The following is a 16725-nucleotide window of genomic DNA, read 5'->3' as shown; positions in this document are numbered from 1 at the left end:
CAGAAGTTTGGAACCGGAGTATTGCAATACCAGTTTGTAGGAGGTTCGTATGTTTTTATTTCATATAAAATTACTCCAACTAACACAATTATTGAAGAAATTGAGTAAAGCAGTATTTGACGAATTCTTTTCATTTAAAGAATTTAAAGTTGGAATTTTTACTTTTTTGAAATTTGCTTTACTCAGATTAATAAAATAGACGGTTCAATTTTTTATAATTGATCAAACTTAACTGGCTTTTTATTCAAAATATATTTCAAGTATAAGAAACCTGCTAAACCTGCTACGAAGGAAGCTATAAGAATGGCTATCTTAGAAAAAACTATAACTTCAGGATTTTTAAAGGCAAGAACGGTAATGAAAATCGACATTGTAAAACCAATTCCACCGAGCATTCCTGCACCTAAAATATGCGTCCATTTTAAATTTTTCGGCAAAGTGCATAAACCTGCAGTTACGCCGACAGAAGAGAAAAGTAAAATTCCGAGAGGTTTCCCAATTACTAGTCCAAGAATGATTCCGTACGTGTTAACATGATTAAGACCTTCGTGCCAGTTTTCTGTAATAGTTATAGCGGTATTTGCAATTGCAAACAGCGGCAAAATAAAAAAAGCAACCGGCTGATGTAAAAAATGCTGTAATCTATACGATGAGGTTTTTTCTCCGCCATCTCCAAACGGAATTACAAATGCTAAAATAACTCCCGTAATGGTTGCATGAACTCCCGAATTAAGCATAAAATACCACATTACTGCTCCGCCAATTAAATACGGAATCAGATTATGAATCTTCATTCGGTTTAAGATAAATAATAAGCCCCAAATTCCAAGTGCGATTCCTAGATTCAAAAAAGAAATTGATGTGGTGTAGAAAACGGCAATAACAATTATGGCTCCCAGATCATCGATAACCGCCAAAGCAGTTAAAAAGACTTTTAATGAAGTAGGAACTCTATTCCCAAGAAGCGATAAAATTCCAATTGCGAAAGCAATATCGGTAGCCATTGGAATTCCAGCTCCATTTTGTGTGGTTGTTCCGTAATTTAAAACCAGAAAGATTGCGGCAGGAACCAGCATTCCGCCAAAAGCAGCCATAATTGGTAGAGAAGCATTTTTAATATTAGATAATTCACCATGATAAATCTCGCGTTCTAGCTCCAATCCGATCAAAAGGAAGAAAATAGTCATCAGTCCGTCATTGATCCAATGGGTTATAGAATGACCCGCAACTTCTTTTTCCCAAAAAGCAACGTACGGAATTTGAATAGAAGAGTTGGCAAGGGCAAGGGATAAAATCGTGACTAAGAGCAAGATAATTCCCCCCGATTTTTCGTTTTCAAAAAAGGCTTTAAAAGTCTTGGTAAGTTTCATTAGGGAAGATTTTCTGAAGATTTATATGATGGATTGTGAAATCCTTGATTCTTTCAAAGTTAAAAAAAAATCTCAGCAATAAAAAGTTTAGGAGCAAAGGCGCAATGATTCAAAGGTTCAAAATTTATTGCAATAGGAAAAACTTTGCGGCTTTGTGACTTTGCGAGATTAAATTAACCGTATTTTTGTTTTTTATAAATTCAATACAAAATGAGTATAAAAATTCTTCATATCGACAGCAATAATCCAATTCTTTGGAATCAATTGGAGGAAGCTGGTTTCGAAAATCACGCTGATTTCAAATCTTCAAAAGAAGAAATTGAGGCTAAAATCCAAGACTATAACGGAATCGTAATTAGAAGCCGATTCAAGATTGACAAGACATTTTTAGATAAAGCAACTAAGTTGCAATTTATTGCAAGAGTTGGTGCGGGTCTAGAAAGTATTGATTGTGAGTATGCTTCTTCAAAAGGAATTCATCTTATTGCTGCACCCGAAGGAAATCGCAATGCTGTTGCAGAACATTCTTTAGGAATGATTTTGTCGTTATTTAATAATCTGAACCAAGCCGATGCAGAAATAAAATCAGGGCAATGGAATCGTGAAAGCAATCGAGGACATGAACTGGATTTAAAAACAGTGGGAATTATTGGTTATGGAAATATGGGAAAAGCTTTCGCTAAAAAACTAAGAGGTTTTGATACTGAAGTTTTATGCTACGATATTTTGGATAATGTTGGAGATGAAAATGCCAAACAAGTTTCCTTGGAAGAATTACGCGAAAAAGCAGATGTTTTAAGTCTTCACCTACCTTGGACACCAGAAACTGATAAAATGGTGAACAAAGGCTTTATAAATGCCTTTAAAAAGCCATTTTGGATTATAAACACTTCACGTGGTAAAAATATCGTTACAGCCGATTTGGTTGAAGCTATGAAAGAGAAAAAAGTTTTAGGAGCAGGTTTGGATGTTCTCGAATATGAAAAACTTTCATTTGAAACACTTTTTCAAGATAAAAACACGCCAGAAGCTTTTCAATATCTTTTGGAAGCCAAAAATGTTTTGCTGACGCCTCATATTGCGGGTTGGACTTTTGAAAGTCATGAGCGCCTAGCGCAGGTAATTGTTGACAAAATTAAAGCAGTGTATGGCAAAAACTAGCCTACAGCCTTTAGAATTTAATAACGAGTTTTTTCTTGTAAATTTTATTTAGTGAGATTAGTTTTATTTGTTAATTTTTAATAATATTGTTTCCGAATTTTAAAAGAATGAGTCTAAATAGGTTCGTTTTTGAAGTTTGGAGAAAGCCGAAAATCCGAAGAGTAGGAATTAATAAATTTTTTAAACGAAGATGGAATTACAAGAAACATCGAATAATTTTGAAGAACAAATCCCAGTATTTAAAGTAGATCCTATTATGGTTTTGCTATTTGGATTTTTAACTTGCGGATTGTATTTAATTTATTGGAACATTAAAGTAGCTGAGGTTTTTAACGCTGTAGCGAAAAGAGAAGTTATTTCGCAGCCAGTTGCAATTTTTGCAGGTTGTTGTATGCCGGTTAATATTTATTTCTACTACTTGGCAGGTAAAGATGCGTTGCCAAAAGTATATGAGAAAACTGGTGAGCTTCAAAAAGATCAATCTACTTTATTAATTGTTTTAGGATTCTTTTTTCCTATTGCGGCTGCAATGATTGTACAAGGTGATATCAACAGATTATATAAATAATACGCAAACAAGACGTAAAATTTACGGAATTATCGGTGCAGCAATTACACTGATAGTTCCGTTTTTTTTAATGCTTCACAACCATAATGATCATCTGGAAACAGATCAGTCATTATGCCCTTTTAAGATGCTGACAGGTTTTCCGTGTCCAGGATGCGGAATTACAAAGTCTCTAGTTTATTTTTACCAGGGAGATCTATACAAATCAATTTCTTATCACATTTTAGGTCCTTTTGTTATTGCTTTTTGTGCCGTAACGATTGTTGTTTTGGTTACAGAGTTAATTACCAAAAAAGAATATTTTACCGCACTTTTATACAACCGAAAGTTGGCTTACATATTGGCTGTTTTTCTGGGCGTCTATCATTTTATAAGATTGGTTTTATTTGTGAGAAACAACTCTTTCGATGATATCTTGCATCAGTCAATCTGGTTTTAATAAATCTAGTAATCTGATTTCGGAACAATCAGGTTTTTTGTTTAAGTACTGTTTTAAGAATAATAAAAATTAAGATCATGGAAAATACAAAGAGAGAAGATTGGAATAATCCACGTTATGGGCAGGAAAATAAAAGAGTGTTAGCAGGAATTTTAGCTATTTTATTAGGATATCTAGGAATCCATAAGTTTTATTTAGGTTATACCAAAGAAGGAATAATTCAGCTTCTTCTAGGTTTGGCCTTTGGAATTGGCGGTATAATTGGACTTATTGAAGGTATAATATATCTAACCAGAGACGATGAGGAGTTTTATCAAACCTATCAGATTGGTTATAAAGGCTGGTTTTAAATAACAGTAAATCATATTTAAAAATCCCATTCATTTCTGAATGGGATTTTTTATATATAAAAGAATGTCTTTTTATGATATAATAAAAACTTTTAGTTCCTATTGAGGATTTGCAAAGTCAGTAATCTTGCACTCTGTTAAAAAGAAGTAATGGAGTAACTGAAAATCCTTAAGAGTAAGACAATTAAAAAGATTTTTTATTATGTTAGAAATGTACAAAAACACACTTTTAAACAACTATGCAAATTTTAAAGGTAGAGCTAGAAGAAAAGAATATTGGATGTTTGGTCCTTTAAGTATCTTAATTTATTTTGCGCTTATTGTTTTAGGTTTTATTCCTATAATAGGAACTGTGTTTTTTATTTTAGCAGGAATATTTATTTTAGGTATTATGGTGCCATTATTTGCTGTAGCCGTTAGAAGAATGCATGATGTTGGTAAAAGCGGTTGGTATATGTTTATTCCTATTTACAGCTTAATTTTAGCTTGTACAGAAGGTGAAAAAGGACCAAATCAATACGGTGCAGATCCTAAGAATCAATTGGAAGACATTAATGAAATTGGAAAAGAGTAATTCCAATTTGGTTTTTAGATAACTGTTGTAACTAAAAAATCCCATTTACTAATTAAGCAAATGGGATTTTATGTTTGTTATATATCAAAAGAAACTTTAATCTTCTTTCTCAGATAATTTTTTTTCCAATTCAATCTGAAACTCTTCGATAACAGGTTTCATTGTGCTTTCAGGAATATCTGCGATTCTAATGTACATTAAACCGTCAATTGCATTGTTGAATAATGGATCAACGTTGAAAGCGACAACTCTTGCATTTTGTTTGATGTATTTCTTAATTAAAACTGGTAAACGTAAGTTTCCTGGTTCCAATTCGTCAATGATTTTATCAAACTTATTCAAATCAGATTCTGCTTCGTCAAAGATAAAATCTTTGTCAGCGTCTTTCAGTTTTACTTTATACGCTTTTTTCGGATGAATATATTGTGCAATATACGGATCGTAATAGTTAGACTTCATAAACTCAATCATCAATGATTTAGAGAAGTCTGAAAACTGATTGCTGATACTTACTCCTCCAACCAAATATTTATGTTCAGGATGACGTAAAGTAGTATGAATAATACCTTTCCATAACAGGAATAAAGGCATTGGTTTTTGCTGATATTCTTTTACGATAAAAGCACGTCCCATTTCGATCGATTTATGCATCATATCGTGCAATTCTGGCTCGAATCTGAAAAGATCAGTCAGATAAAAACCTTCAATTCCGTATTTTGGATAGATTTCAGAACCTAACCCCATGCGATACGCGCCGGCGATTTTGTTGGTTTCATCATCCCATAAAAACATGTGGTGATAATATTGATCGTATTCGTCTATATCAATAGATTCGTTTGTTCCTTCACCAACTTCACGGAAAGTGATTTCGCGTAAGCGTCCAATTTCGTGCAAAATGTTCGGAATCTCTTTTGCGCTTGCAAAGAAAACCTCATAGTTTTTACTTTGTAAAAATCTGCTGTCGCTATCGCGTAATGCCTGAACTTCGTCAATCAATTTTGATTCGCTTGCAGGCGTTACAATTTTTTTAGGAGCTTTTGGAATTTTTAAGCTTGCTGTATCAATAAGTTTGGTGTCTTTCTCAAACGGATTTGCCAGCATATAGGTTTTCTTTCTTAAGAATTCTGAGTATTCTTCAAAAGATTCAATTTCATTTTGTTCGCTCACAGAAATTGGTTTTCCAATACGCACTTTAATCACACGATCTTTCTGCGTAAGCAATTCAGAAGGTAATTTTGCAGTTCTTAAAGTATCGTCAATTTTAGAAAGCCAGTAGAATAATTTACTGTTTTTGGCATGAAAATAAATCGGAACTACAGGAACTTTAGCTTTTCTGATTAGTTTCAGAGCGCCTTCTTCCCAAGGTTTGTCTACTACCAATTTGCCGTCTTTGTAAGTTGAAACTTCACCTGCAGGGAAAATACCCAAAGGTTTTCCGTCGCTCAAATGACGCAATGTTTCTTTAATACCAATTACGCTCGATTTTGCATCCTTATGATTTTCAAAAGGATTAACCGGCATAATGTATTTTTTCATCGGAACAATTCTATGTAACAAGAAATTGGCAATGATTTTGAAATTTGGCTCTCTTTCAAGCATCAATTTCAAAAGCAAAATTCCATCAATTCCACCAAGCGGATGATTAGAAATGGTTATATATGCACCATCTTTTGGCAGACGCTTTAAATCTTCTTCAGGGATTTCGAACTTAATTTCCATTTCGTCCAAAATTCCATTCAAAAAGTCAAGGTCTTCCAAATGTTTATTACGATCGTAAATTTTATTAAGGGTCGAGATCTTAAGAACCTTCATAAGAATCCAGCCAGAAAAGGTACCGAAAACTCCGTACTTTTCAACATTTATTGCCTTTGCAACTTCTTTCGCGGTAACTAAACCCATCTACTACTTTTAAATTATTAGAACAGCGAACAAAGATAACAAAAAAGTCTACTTTTCGCTGTTTCCAAGACAAACTTTGCACTTTTTTATTACATTTGGAATCCTAAAAAAATCACTGATGAAAATTATTTCTTATAATGTAAACGGAATTAGAGCGGCAATAAACAAAGGGTTTATCGAGTGGCTACAGCAAGCAAATCCTGATGTAATATGCCTTCAGGAAATAAAAGCGACACAGGATCAAATTCCAGTTGATGATATTACAGCGGCAGGCTATCCGTTTCAGTATTATTATCCTGCAACCAAAAAAGGATATAGCGGAGTAGCGATTCTTTCTAAAACAAAGCCGAACAATATTGTTTACGGAACAGGAATTCATCATATGGATTTTGAAGGAAGAAATCTTCGTGCAGATTTTGATGATGTTTCGGTAATGAGTTTATATCTTCCGTCTGGAACAAATATTGAAAGGCTGGATCATAAATTCATGTTCATGGATGATTTTCAAAATTATATCAATGAATTGAAACTTACGGTTCCGAATCTGATTATATGTGGAGATTATAATATCTGTCACGAAGCGATAGATATTCATGATCCTGTTCGTAATAAGACCGTTTCAGGATTTCTTCCTGCAGAACGAGCTTGGCTGGATGCGTTTATGAAATCTGGTTTTATTGATAGTTTCCGTCATTTCAACAAAGAACCGCATCATTATTCTTGGTGGAGTTACCGCGCGGGAGCAAGAGGAAATAACAAAGGTTGGCGTATCGATTATAATTTAGTTAGTAATGTGTTAGAAGACAGATTAAAAAGAGCTGTTATACTTCCAGATGCTATGCACTCAGATCATTGCCCTATTTTAGTCGAAATTGACTAATTTTTGGTATTGTTCTTGTTGAGAGAAAGGTGGTTTAAATTCAAGAATTGATTTTGAATTTTGAAATTGTGAGATTTTAAACGCCTAAAATAAAAACCAATTAAAGTAAGATGATTAAAAAAGCCTCCATCGGATTATTGGCATTAGCCTTGTCCACAACGTCATGTGTTTCTAAGAAAATTTACAATGATCTGGAAACAAAGTATTCAGATTTAAAAAAAGAAAACCGTTCTATCGCTGATGAAAACGAAAGTTTAAAGAAAGCGAAGAATCAGTTAGAAACCGATCGCGATAAATTGACTAAAGATTTAGCAAATGCGAATGATGATTTGGCAAAACAAAAAGCTGATCTTGCTGGGGAACAAAAGAAATATAAAGTGCTTCAGGATTCTTATAATGCATTGGAGAAAAATAGCAATGATGCATTAGAGAAAAACATGGCTAAAAACCGTGAACTGTTAGCGCAATTAGAAGCAAAAGGTAAAGCTCTTGCAGACGAACAAGCTCGTTTGGATAAAACGGCTAATCGTTTGAAAGAATTGGAAGATATGATTGCGGCAAAAGAGGAATCAATGCGCAAACTGAAAGAAACTTTATCTAAAGCCTTAAATGGTTTTGAAGGCAAAGGTTTAACGGTGGAACAGAAAAATGGAAAAGTATATGTTTCTATGGAAAACAAATTGCTTTTCAATTCAGGAAGCTGGGCTGTTGGTGTTGAAGGACGAAAAGCGGTTGTCGAACTTGGAAAAGTTTTAGGTGATAATCCTGATCTTTCTGTTTTAATCGAAGGACATACAGACGATGATCCGTATGCAGGTTCTGGACCAATTGCAAACAACTGGGATTTATCGACCAAAAGAGCAACAGCAATCGTAGCGATTTTGAGTGAAAACCCAAAAATCAATAAACAAAAATTAACCGCAGCAGGAAGAAGCGAGTTTTCTCCTTTGGCAAGTAACGCAACTCCAGAAGGAAAAGCTAAAAACCGTAGAATTGAGATTATCTTGACTCCAAGATTAGATGAGATTGCGGAGATGCTTAATAGTATTAATTAAAGATGCTAAGGTTCTGAGATACTAAGTTTCTAAGATTTTAAAAAAGGGTTCAAAGTTTTTGCTTTGAACCTTTTTTATTAATTGGAATCTAAGCTTAGCATCTTAGTGTCTCAGAACCTTAGCCGCTCAAGAATAAATCTTGTACTTTTTTTAACCTTTCTCGTTTTTAGATTTGAGAAATCCGTTTGTATCTTTGAAACTTATATTTAAAAAGAAAAAAAACTTAGAATCTTAGCCACTTAGAACCTTAGAATCTCAAAAGAATGAAATACACTACATTACCCAACACCGATATAAAAGTTAGTAAAATATGCCTTGGAACAATGACTTTTGGGCAGCAGAATACAGAAGCTGAAGGGCACGAACAAATGGATTATGCTCTTGAAAGAGGCGTAAATTTCTTTGATACAGCCGAAATGTATTCGGTTCCAGCAAGTGAAGCGACTTACGGAAGCACAGAAAAAATTATTGGAACCTGGTTTAAAAAATCTGGGAATAGAGACAAAGTGATTTTAGCATCTAAAATTGCAGGTCCAAATCCTAATTTTGGTTATATGCGTGAGAAATTGGATTTTTCTCCAGCAAGTATCAAATTTGCTGTTGAGCAAAGTTTAAAAAGACTGCAAACCGATTATATTGATTTGTACCAAATGCATTGGCCAGAAAGAAAAACGAATAATTTTGGGACACGTGCTTTTCACGGACATGATGATGTTTGGGAAGATAACTTTAGAGAAATATTAGAAACTTTCGACGGATTAATTAAAGAAGGAAAAATCAAGCATATCGGAGTTTCTAATGAAAATGCGTGGGGAATGATGCGCCTTTTAGAAGAAAGCAAATACAATAATCTGCCAAGAATCAAAACCGTTCAGAATCCGTATTCTTTGTTGAACCGTTTGTTTGAAGTAAATTCTGCAGAAGTTTCAAAATATGAAAATGTTGGTTTATTAGGATATTCGCCTTTAGCTTTTGGTGTTTTGACTGGAAAATTCTTAATTGGAGAAAGTCACCCGAAAGCGAGAATTAATCTTTTCCCGCAATATAAACGTTACAATAGCGATCAATGTACCGAAGCAACAAAATTGTATCAGGAAATCGCCAAAAAACATGGTTTAACGTTAACGCAATTGGCAATGGGGTTTGTGTTGCAACAGCCATTTTTGACAAGTGCGATTATTGGTGCTACAACTATGGAGCAATTAAAAGAAAATATCGATACAATTGATGTAGTTCTTTCTAAGCAAATCTTAGCTGAGATTGATGCGGTTCAGGCTATTATTCCTGATCCTGCTCCGTAAGTTTTTTTGCTGCGAAGGCATTGGCTCTAAGACTTATTTAATCTCGCAAAGACTCAGAGTCGCAAAGTTAAATTTTTAAGTTCAATTGCGTCCAGCTTTAGCTGGATGAGAAGATAAACACAAATAAAAGGGCTTTAGCCAAACTAGTAAAGTTTGGCTAAAGCCCTTTTCTATTTCAACCTTATTCCACTAGCTTAAGCTAGTGGCTATTCAAAAAAAAATGCGACTCTGCGTCTTTGCGAGATTAAAAATAAAAAAACTTTGCGACTTAGAGCCTTCGTGGCAAAACCCTCTTATAAATCAAATTCATCATCAACAGCCAAAGAATCAGTTTTGATTGCTGTAGAATCTGGAACTTTAATTTTGATTAAAGAACGTGCATTTCCAGAAATATAAACCGGCAATAATCCGATCGTGTCTTCTGGAACTAAAAGCCCTCTTCTAAACATTAAATTCTTCAAGAATTTCTGGTTTTTAATGGCGTAGTCTTTCAAGTTTCCTTCATCATTAAACTGATACATGAATTTTCTTGGTTTCGGAATAATCGTTGCCAAGTACAAACATTCGTCTACATTTAAAGCTGAAGGACTTTTTTGGAAGTAAAAATGACTCGCTTCACCAATTCCGTAAACATTTGGACCCCATTCGATAATGTTGAAATATACTTCCAGCATTCTTTCTTTGCTTACAATTCGGTTATTTTCTAAAATGTAAACTAGTAGGATTTCTTCGAGCTTTCGCGAAAGCGTTTTTTCACGAGTTAGAAAGACGTTTTTAATTAATTGCATGCTAATTGTGCTGGCGCCGCGAGAGAATTTTTTAGTTCTAATATTCTTTAGAATCGACTGTTTGAAAGCTTCATTGATGAATCCGCGATGCGAGAAGAAAGAAGGATCTTCGGTCGTTAAAACACATTTTCTCAAATAAGGAGAAATTTGGTCTAAAGGCGTGTAATTTGGATTCGCATTTCCAACCAAAACAGGTCTTTGCAATACATTTTGAATAATGGCGCGATATACAAATTCACCGTTTAGTTTGTTTAAATCGGCTTCTCCATATTTAGTGATTCGTAAATCTTCTTTGTTGAGTTTACTATCAAAAACAAGTGTATTTGGTTTGTTTTTGTTGAATTTGAAATCTAGTTTGTAATCAAAATTTCCAGTGGCCTGCATTCCTTGAAAATGAGTGAATAAACCATCAGGAAGCGAAACGATAAAATCCTGCGCTTTCATTTTCGGGATATCAACTTTCAAAGTGTAAACTGTATCTTTTTCAGTGTCGTAAGAAATGTAAGGACGAACTTTGATTTTATTCAACTGCATTGTCGAACTGCTGTCAATAGAAATAAAACTATCGCCCAATAAAAAACGGTAATCAAAACGAGCATTTTTTATAACCACATCTTTGCTCGCGATTTTTGGGTGATTGATTGTAAGATTGGTAATCGAAGTATAGCCATCAATATGCAGTTCGCTTCCACTTTTATCAATGTTTTGAACATTCAATCGAATGGAATCAAAACTTGCTTTTAAGTTATAACGTTCGTCTAAATACGGAACGCGAATCGCGCCAGTATCTAAATTGAAAAAACGAATATCTGCTTTTTTATTTCTAGGATCAGCAAATCCTTTAATGTTCCAGCGTTGATCAAAATCTTTTGCTTGGACATGAAGATTGGTCTCGAGCTGTTTGTTGCTTAAAACTAATTTATCTACCGCGATATTGGTTTGTTTTCCGTTGTCGTCGATTTTGAATTTGAAGTTTTTCAAATCCATATCGGTTGGAACCAAATTCAGGACCTTTGAAATGATTCTGTATGCAAAAGTAGCATACTTACGTTTTTCGTTCGATTCTGTTTCTTCTTTGTCTCTTTTTAAAAAGGCATCAAAATTTCGTTTTTTGCCTTTTTTGACTAATTGAATATAGCCGATATCAACTTTTAAAGTTCCAAGCTGAACGTCTCCAATAAGTAAATTACTTAAACTGATGCTAGTTTCTACATTCTTTATTTTGACAAGCGTGTCAGCATTTATTGGAGCTAAAACAACATCTGTCAATTTTATAGTCGATAAACCATCAAATGAAGCCGATTCTACTGAAAAATTACTGTTATACCGAACAGCCATTTTATGGGTAACTTTTGCAATGGCTTGGTTTAAAAGTGAATTACGAAAATAATACAGTCCGATGCAAAGCACTAAAATTACTATTCCTAGTATTTTTAATGCCTTGTATATTTTTTGTTTTGGAAAATTCATAGGAGGGATGGTATTTGAAATCAGCCAAAAAGGATGTTTGCAACATCTTCAATTTTTGCAACAAGCTCAATCTTAATTCCTGTGTTTTTTAAAGCAATTTTATTGTATTTGGAAACAAATATGGTATCGAAACCTAATTTTTCAGCTTCTTGAATACGCTGATCCACGCGATTAACAGGACGAATTTCGCCAGAAAGTCCGACTTCGCCAGCAAAACAGAATCCTTTTCCAACCGGAATATCTTCATTAGAAGATAAAATTGCCGCAACAACGGCCAAGTCAATGGCGGGATCATCTACAGAAATTCCACCAGTAACATTTAGGAAAACGTCTTTTGCGCCTAAGCGGAATCCAGCTCTTTTTTCTAAAACAGCCAAAATCATGTTTAGCCTTTTTGCATTATAACCTGTTGTGCTTCGTTGTGGTGTTCCGTAAACTGCGGTGCTGACCAAAGATTGAATTTCAATCATCAGCGGGCGCATGCCTTCTAAAGTTGTGGCAATTGCAGTTCCTGAAAGCTCTTCGTCTTTATGAGAAATCAGAATTTCAGAAGGATTGTTAACTTCTCGTAATCCGCTTCCGAGCATTTCATAAATACCAAGTTCAGAAGTTGAACCAAAACGGTTTTTTAGCGAACGTAAAATTCGGTAAATGTGGTTTCTGTCTCCCTCAAACTGAAGAACGGTATCTACCATATGTTCCAAGATTTTTGGTCCTGCAATATTTCCGTCTTTGGTAATATGCCCAATTAAGATTACTGGAATATTGCTTTCTTTGGCAAATTTGATCAGTTCGGCAGTGGTTTCACGAATTTGAGAAATACTTCCTGCGGTTGATTCGATATAATCGGTATGCAAAGTCTGAATGGAGTCTATAATGACAACTTCAGGCTGAATGGTTTCGATTTGTTTGAAAATGTTCTGCGTTTTAGTTTCAGTTAGAATATAGCAGTTATCGCTATTTGGCGTAATTCTTTCCGCACGCATTTTGATCTGTTTCTGACTTTCTTCTCCAGAAACATACAATGTTTTATAAGGTAATTTTAATGATACTTGAAGTAAAAGTGTACTTTTTCCGATGCCGGGTTCACCGCCTAAAAGCGTTAAAGATCCAGGTACAAGTCCGCCACCCAAAACACGATTCAATTCATTGTCAGTAGTATCCATTCGGATTTCCTGGGTAGAATCAATTTCGTTAATTTTTAAAGGCTTTGGTGCTTTGCTTGTTGGAGTAGGTTCACTTTTCCAAGCCACTTTATCCTGTTTCTGAATGATTTCTTCGGCAATCGTATTCCATTCTTTGCACGCGTTGCATTGCCCTTGCCATTTGGCATATTGGGTTCCGCAGTTTTGGCAGAAAAAGGAAGTTTTAACTTTTGACATTATTTACTTTTTTTAGCAAGTGTGTTCATTTCGTCAATTTTCTCATACATCAAGTCTTTGTTCAAATCACCAATTGGCTCCATTTGCGAAGCGTTTTGGTATTTTTTCGAAGCATGTTTAGGATCACCTTGTTTTTCATACATTAATCCTAATTCATATTCTCCCAACATGGCTTTTGGGTAATTTACATTTCCTATTTCAGCCATTTTTCCTAGTTCGCTATAGGCATTTCTTTTTAAAATAAGATTTTCTACTACTTTAAAATCGCTCATTCGAACAGGAATTTGAACTCCTAAAGCTTCAGACATTGTAGCATATTTTTTTTCTAAATATTCTGCATAACCTTCTTGAAGAACCGCAATTTTGTCGTTGTATTCGGCAGAATTTATAGGTCTATATACTTCAAAAATCTGGTACAATGCACTTGGTATAGAATGCAATACTTCTGTGTAATGTGTTGCACCTTTGAAAACATCATATTTATAATTCACTAACGGATTATTAGCGATTTTAATATTGCTGTTTAATTTATCTATTGGTTCTTTAATTTTTTTAATATCACCTTCTCCAGCAGAAAGGTAATAGAAAATAGGGCTTTTTATTTTTGCGAATTTCTCTGCAATACGAACTTCCATTTTTGGGGCAAGCTCTGGGCTTAAACAGATGTAGGCATTAAAAAGCGGAATTTCTTTGTATAAATAAAAATTGGCAAAACTCGCTGTTACATCATGACCTGCAATAAGTCTGAAAGGCGAGGTGCGATATTTTTTTTCGATATAAGGAATTAATTCTGCTCCAATAAATTCGAAAAATTTTGCTCCTTTTTCAAAAGGAAGCCCTTCATTCTGATCAATTGTTGTATCATCGTAGCGTTCTTCATCTTTGTTTTGATGAATTCCGATGATGATCATCTCTGGAATATCATCCCAATAAGTGCCATAACTTATGGCTCCAGAAAACGGATCAAATAAGTAATCGCCATCCAATAAATAAAGAACAGGGTATTTTTTGTCTTTGTTTGCTTCATAAGAAGCAGGAAGTCCGATCGTAATTCTACGCTCTTCTCCTAGTTTTTCTGATTTAATGTTATCGAACGTTTTTTGGGCAAACGACGAGATTGAAATCAAAAGTGTCAGTAGGTAAACTTTTTTCATGATTTGTGGCATTTCAGTAAATTAAAAAGTATTGAAAATAGTGTAGCAATATACTATTTTATTTGCTTCTTTGTTAATTGGAGTAAAGATTGAAGCACAATGTTTTAGCGTCAGAATCATTTTGGATTGAGACAAAAGAGGAATTCTTTGTTCAAAATTGGCTTTTGACAAAGAAAGTAAATTCTTAAAAAAGAAAGAATTGATTAGGTTAGCGAATTATCATTTTCGTTAGGGAAAATAATCCAAGGTTTGAAAGTTTTCGCTTCTTCAAAATCCAAGGTTGCATAAGAAATGATGATGATGATATCATCTTTCTGAACTTTTCTTGCAGCTGGACCATTCAAAGTGATTTCACCTGAGTTTTTTTCGCCTTTAATAGCATAAGTTTCAAAACGTTCGCCATTATTAATGTTCACAATAGATACTTTTTCGCCTTCAATAATGTTTGAAGCTTCTAGTAAAGTTTCATCAATAGTAATGCTGCCAATATAATTTAAATCGGCACCCGTTACTTTAACACGATGAATTTTTGATTTTATAACTTGAATTTGCATGATGCAAAGTTAGATTAATTTAATGAAATGGTGTCTATCAGTCTTATAGAATTAACAAATACGGCTATAAATGCTCGGTATTTTTTATCATTCTCTTTCTGATCGATAGATAAAAGTGTAGATTCGTCAGCAATAACAAAATACTCTAGTTCAAACTCTTTATTGTCTTTGAAAGAATTTTCTACAAATTCGATTGTTTCTTGCGGACTGTGATTTTGGAAAATCTCTTTTGCCTCAGTTAAAGTTTTGTAAATAATTGAAGCGTCCTTTCTTTCCTCTGCTGTCAAACGTTCATTTCTCGAACTCATTGCCAGTTGATTTTCTTCTCTAAAAATTGGGCATCCCACAATGTTTACAGGCAATTCTGTTTTTTCAACTAATTTTTTGACAATTTGAAGCTGCTGAAAATCTTTTTCTCCAAAATAAGCATTTGTTGGAGTTACGATTTCGAATAGCCTTTTGACAATTGTTCCAACGCCATTAAAATGACCAGGACGGAATTTTCCTTCCATCTGGTTTTCTAATCCGTCAAAATCAAAAGTCTGCGAAACGGTATTTCCTTCATAAATATCTTCAACAGAAGGTGCGTATAAAATAATTTTATCACTTAATGTACGCATTTTCTTAACATCTTCTTCTAGTGTCCTAGGATATTTTGCTAAATCTTCTGGGTTGTTAAATTGTGTTGGATTGACAAAAATGCTCACTACTGTGTCGTCGTTTTCTTTTAGCGAACGCTGCATTAAAGCCAAATGTCCTTGGTGTAAAGCGCCCATTGTTGGTACAAATCCGATAGTTGAATTTGCGGTTTTGATAGTTTTAAGATAGGCTATCAAAGCTGCTTTACTGTAGAAAATATGCATCGAGGTATTATTAAAATTTAGTGCAAACATAATATATTAGTTATAAACTGCATAAAATTTTGTAATTTTGCGACGTTTTTATTACCAAAATTAAGTAAAATACTATTATGAAAGATAAGAGGATATTATACGTATCATCTGAAGTCGTGCCTTATTTGGCTGAAAATGAGGTTTCTTTAATGTCTTATGACGTTCCGAAAATGATTAATGATCAAGGCGGTCAGATAAGAATTTTCATGCCAAGATATGGGAATATCAATGAGAGAAGACACCAATTGCATGAAGTGATTAGACTTTCAGGGATGAATTTGGTAGTGAATGACTTAGACATGCCGTTGATTATTAAGGTAGCATCTATTCCGAAAGAAAGAATCCAGGTTTATTTTATCGATAACGATGAATATTTTAAACGTAAAGCCACTTTTACGGATGAAGAGGGCGCTTTATATCCTGATAATGACGAAAGAGCAATTTTCTTTGCAAAAGGTGTTGTAGAGACTGTAAAAAAATTAAACTGGGTTCCAGATATTATACATGTTCACGGCTGGCTTGCAGCTATGCTTCCAATTTATATGAAGCATTATTATAAACATGAAGCATTGTTTTCTGAAACTAAAATTATTACTTCTGTTTACGGACAATCGTTTGATGAAAATCTAGATTTAGAGATGATCAATAAAGTTAAATTTGACGGTGTTCCTCATGAGGCTGTGTCAGATTTAGAAACTCCAAATTACGAGAATGTTTTAAAAGCTAGCATCTTACATTCAGATGGGGTAATTATTGCGTCAGAAAATGTTTCTCCAAGTTTAACAAAATTTATAGAATCTTCAGGAAAACCTTTTTTACCTTTCGCCACGAAAGATGCGTTTGCTGATGCTTATACAAATTTCTACAGAACATTTGGACTTTAAATT

General features: G+C 34.1%; 16 protein-coding genes. 9 read left to right on the top strand and 7 right to left on the bottom strand.

The window, feature by feature from the left end:
* Positions 1-212: 212 nt before the first annotated feature.
* Positions 213-1370 (bottom strand): Na+/H+ antiporter NhaA, encoded by a 1158-nt coding sequence (gene nhaA / locus PQ463_RS17195; protein WP_274254727.1) that lies wholly within the window; start codon positions 1368-1370, stop codon positions 213-215.
* A gap of 210 nt (positions 1371-1580) precedes the next feature.
* Here nhaA and PQ463_RS17190 point away from each other — a divergent pair, with 210 nt between their 5' ends.
* From PQ463_RS17190 to PQ463_RS17170, 5 genes are all read left to right on the top strand, one after another.
* Entirely contained in the window at positions 1581-2531 is a 951-nt protein-coding gene (locus tag PQ463_RS17190; RefSeq protein ID WP_274254726.1) for a 2-hydroxyacid dehydrogenase, read from the top strand.
* Positions 2532-2721: 190 nt separating this feature from the next.
* Positions 2722-3099, top strand: coding sequence for a DUF4234 domain-containing protein (locus PQ463_RS17185; protein WP_008465507.1), 378 nt, complete (start codon positions 2722-2724; stop codon positions 3097-3099).
* Positions 3074-3538, top strand: a complete 465-nt coding sequence (locus PQ463_RS17180) for a DUF2752 domain-containing protein (protein WP_274254725.1) — start codon at positions 3074-3076, stop codon at positions 3536-3538. Before PQ463_RS17185 ends, PQ463_RS17180 begins: the two co-directional genes overlap by 26 nt.
* 77 nt (positions 3539-3615) lie before the next feature.
* Positions 3616-3888, top strand: coding sequence for a TM2 domain-containing protein (locus PQ463_RS17175; protein ID WP_111377626.1), 273 nt, complete (start codon positions 3616-3618; stop codon positions 3886-3888).
* 202 nt (positions 3889-4090) lie between these two features.
* Positions 4091-4462: a DUF805 domain-containing protein gene (locus tag PQ463_RS17170; RefSeq protein ID WP_274254724.1), complete on the top strand. Its 372-nt coding sequence runs from the start codon at positions 4091-4093 to the stop codon at positions 4460-4462.
* Positions 4463-4558: 96 nt separating this feature from the next.
* Here the strand turns inward: PQ463_RS17170 and PQ463_RS17165 are convergent, their stop codons facing one another.
* Complete coding sequence (locus PQ463_RS17165) at positions 4559-6361, bottom strand: GNAT family N-acyltransferase (protein ID WP_274254723.1); 1803 nt, start codon at positions 6359-6361, stop codon at positions 4559-4561.
* A gap of 118 nt (positions 6362-6479) precedes the next feature.
* Here PQ463_RS17165 and PQ463_RS17160 point away from each other — a divergent pair, with 118 nt between their 5' ends.
* The 3 genes from PQ463_RS17160 to PQ463_RS17150 all read left to right on the top strand — a co-directional run bounded on the left by PQ463_RS17160 (position 6480) and on the right by PQ463_RS17150 (position 9597).
* Positions 6480-7241 (top strand): exodeoxyribonuclease III, encoded by a 762-nt coding sequence (locus PQ463_RS17160; protein ID WP_008465497.1) that lies wholly within the window; start codon positions 6480-6482, stop codon positions 7239-7241.
* Positions 7242-7351: 110 nt separating this feature from the next.
* Positions 7352-8296 carry an OmpA family protein gene (locus tag PQ463_RS17155; RefSeq protein WP_274254722.1) on the top strand — a complete coding sequence of 315 codons (945 nt, stop codon included), beginning with the start codon at positions 7352-7354 and terminating at the stop codon, positions 8294-8296.
* 263 nt (positions 8297-8559) lie between these two features.
* Positions 8560-9597, top strand: coding sequence for an aldo/keto reductase (locus tag PQ463_RS17150; RefSeq protein WP_274254721.1), 1038 nt, complete (start codon positions 8560-8562; stop codon positions 9595-9597).
* Between the two features lie 293 nt (positions 9598-9890).
* On the opposite strand, the gene PQ463_RS17145 is transcribed toward PQ463_RS17150, so the two are convergent.
* The 5 genes from PQ463_RS17145 to panC form a co-directional block, all read right to left on the bottom strand.
* Complete coding sequence (locus PQ463_RS17145) at positions 9891-11855, bottom strand: transglycosylase domain-containing protein (RefSeq protein ID WP_274254720.1); 1965 nt, start codon at positions 11853-11855, stop codon at positions 9891-9893.
* 20 nt (positions 11856-11875) lie between these two features.
* Positions 11876-13237, bottom strand: a complete 1362-nt coding sequence (radA, locus tag PQ463_RS17140) for a DNA repair protein RadA (RefSeq protein ID WP_274254719.1) — start codon at positions 13235-13237, stop codon at positions 11876-11878.
* Positions 13237-14391 carry an alpha/beta hydrolase gene (locus tag PQ463_RS17135; protein WP_274254718.1) on the bottom strand — a complete coding sequence of 385 codons (1155 nt, stop codon included), beginning with the start codon at positions 14389-14391 and terminating at the stop codon, positions 13237-13239. The genes radA and PQ463_RS17135 overlap by 1 nt, the downstream gene beginning before the upstream one ends.
* Positions 14392-14594: 203 nt before the next feature.
* The gene (gene panD / locus PQ463_RS17130; protein WP_008465481.1) at positions 14595-14945 is read right to left on the bottom strand and encodes an aspartate 1-decarboxylase; all 351 of its coding nucleotides are present in this window, start codon (positions 14943-14945) and stop codon (positions 14595-14597) included.
* Between the two features lie 14 nt (positions 14946-14959).
* Positions 14960-15838: a pantoate--beta-alanine ligase gene (gene panC / locus PQ463_RS17125; protein WP_274254717.1), complete on the bottom strand. Its 879-nt coding sequence runs from the start codon at positions 15836-15838 to the stop codon at positions 14960-14962.
* A 77-nt stretch (positions 15839-15915) separates the two neighbouring features.
* On the opposite strand from panC, the gene PQ463_RS17120 reads away from it, so the two are divergent.
* Entirely contained in the window at positions 15916-16722 is an 807-nt protein-coding gene (locus PQ463_RS17120; RefSeq protein ID WP_111377618.1) for a glycogen/starch synthase, read from the top strand.
* Positions 16723-16725 lie beyond the last annotated feature (3 nt).

This window comes from Flavobacterium sp. KACC 22763 (assembly GCF_028736155.1).
Taxonomy (GTDB): domain Bacteria; phylum Bacteroidota; class Bacteroidia; order Flavobacteriales; family Flavobacteriaceae; genus Flavobacterium.
This window is presented reverse-complemented; position numbering and strand designations above follow the sequence as displayed.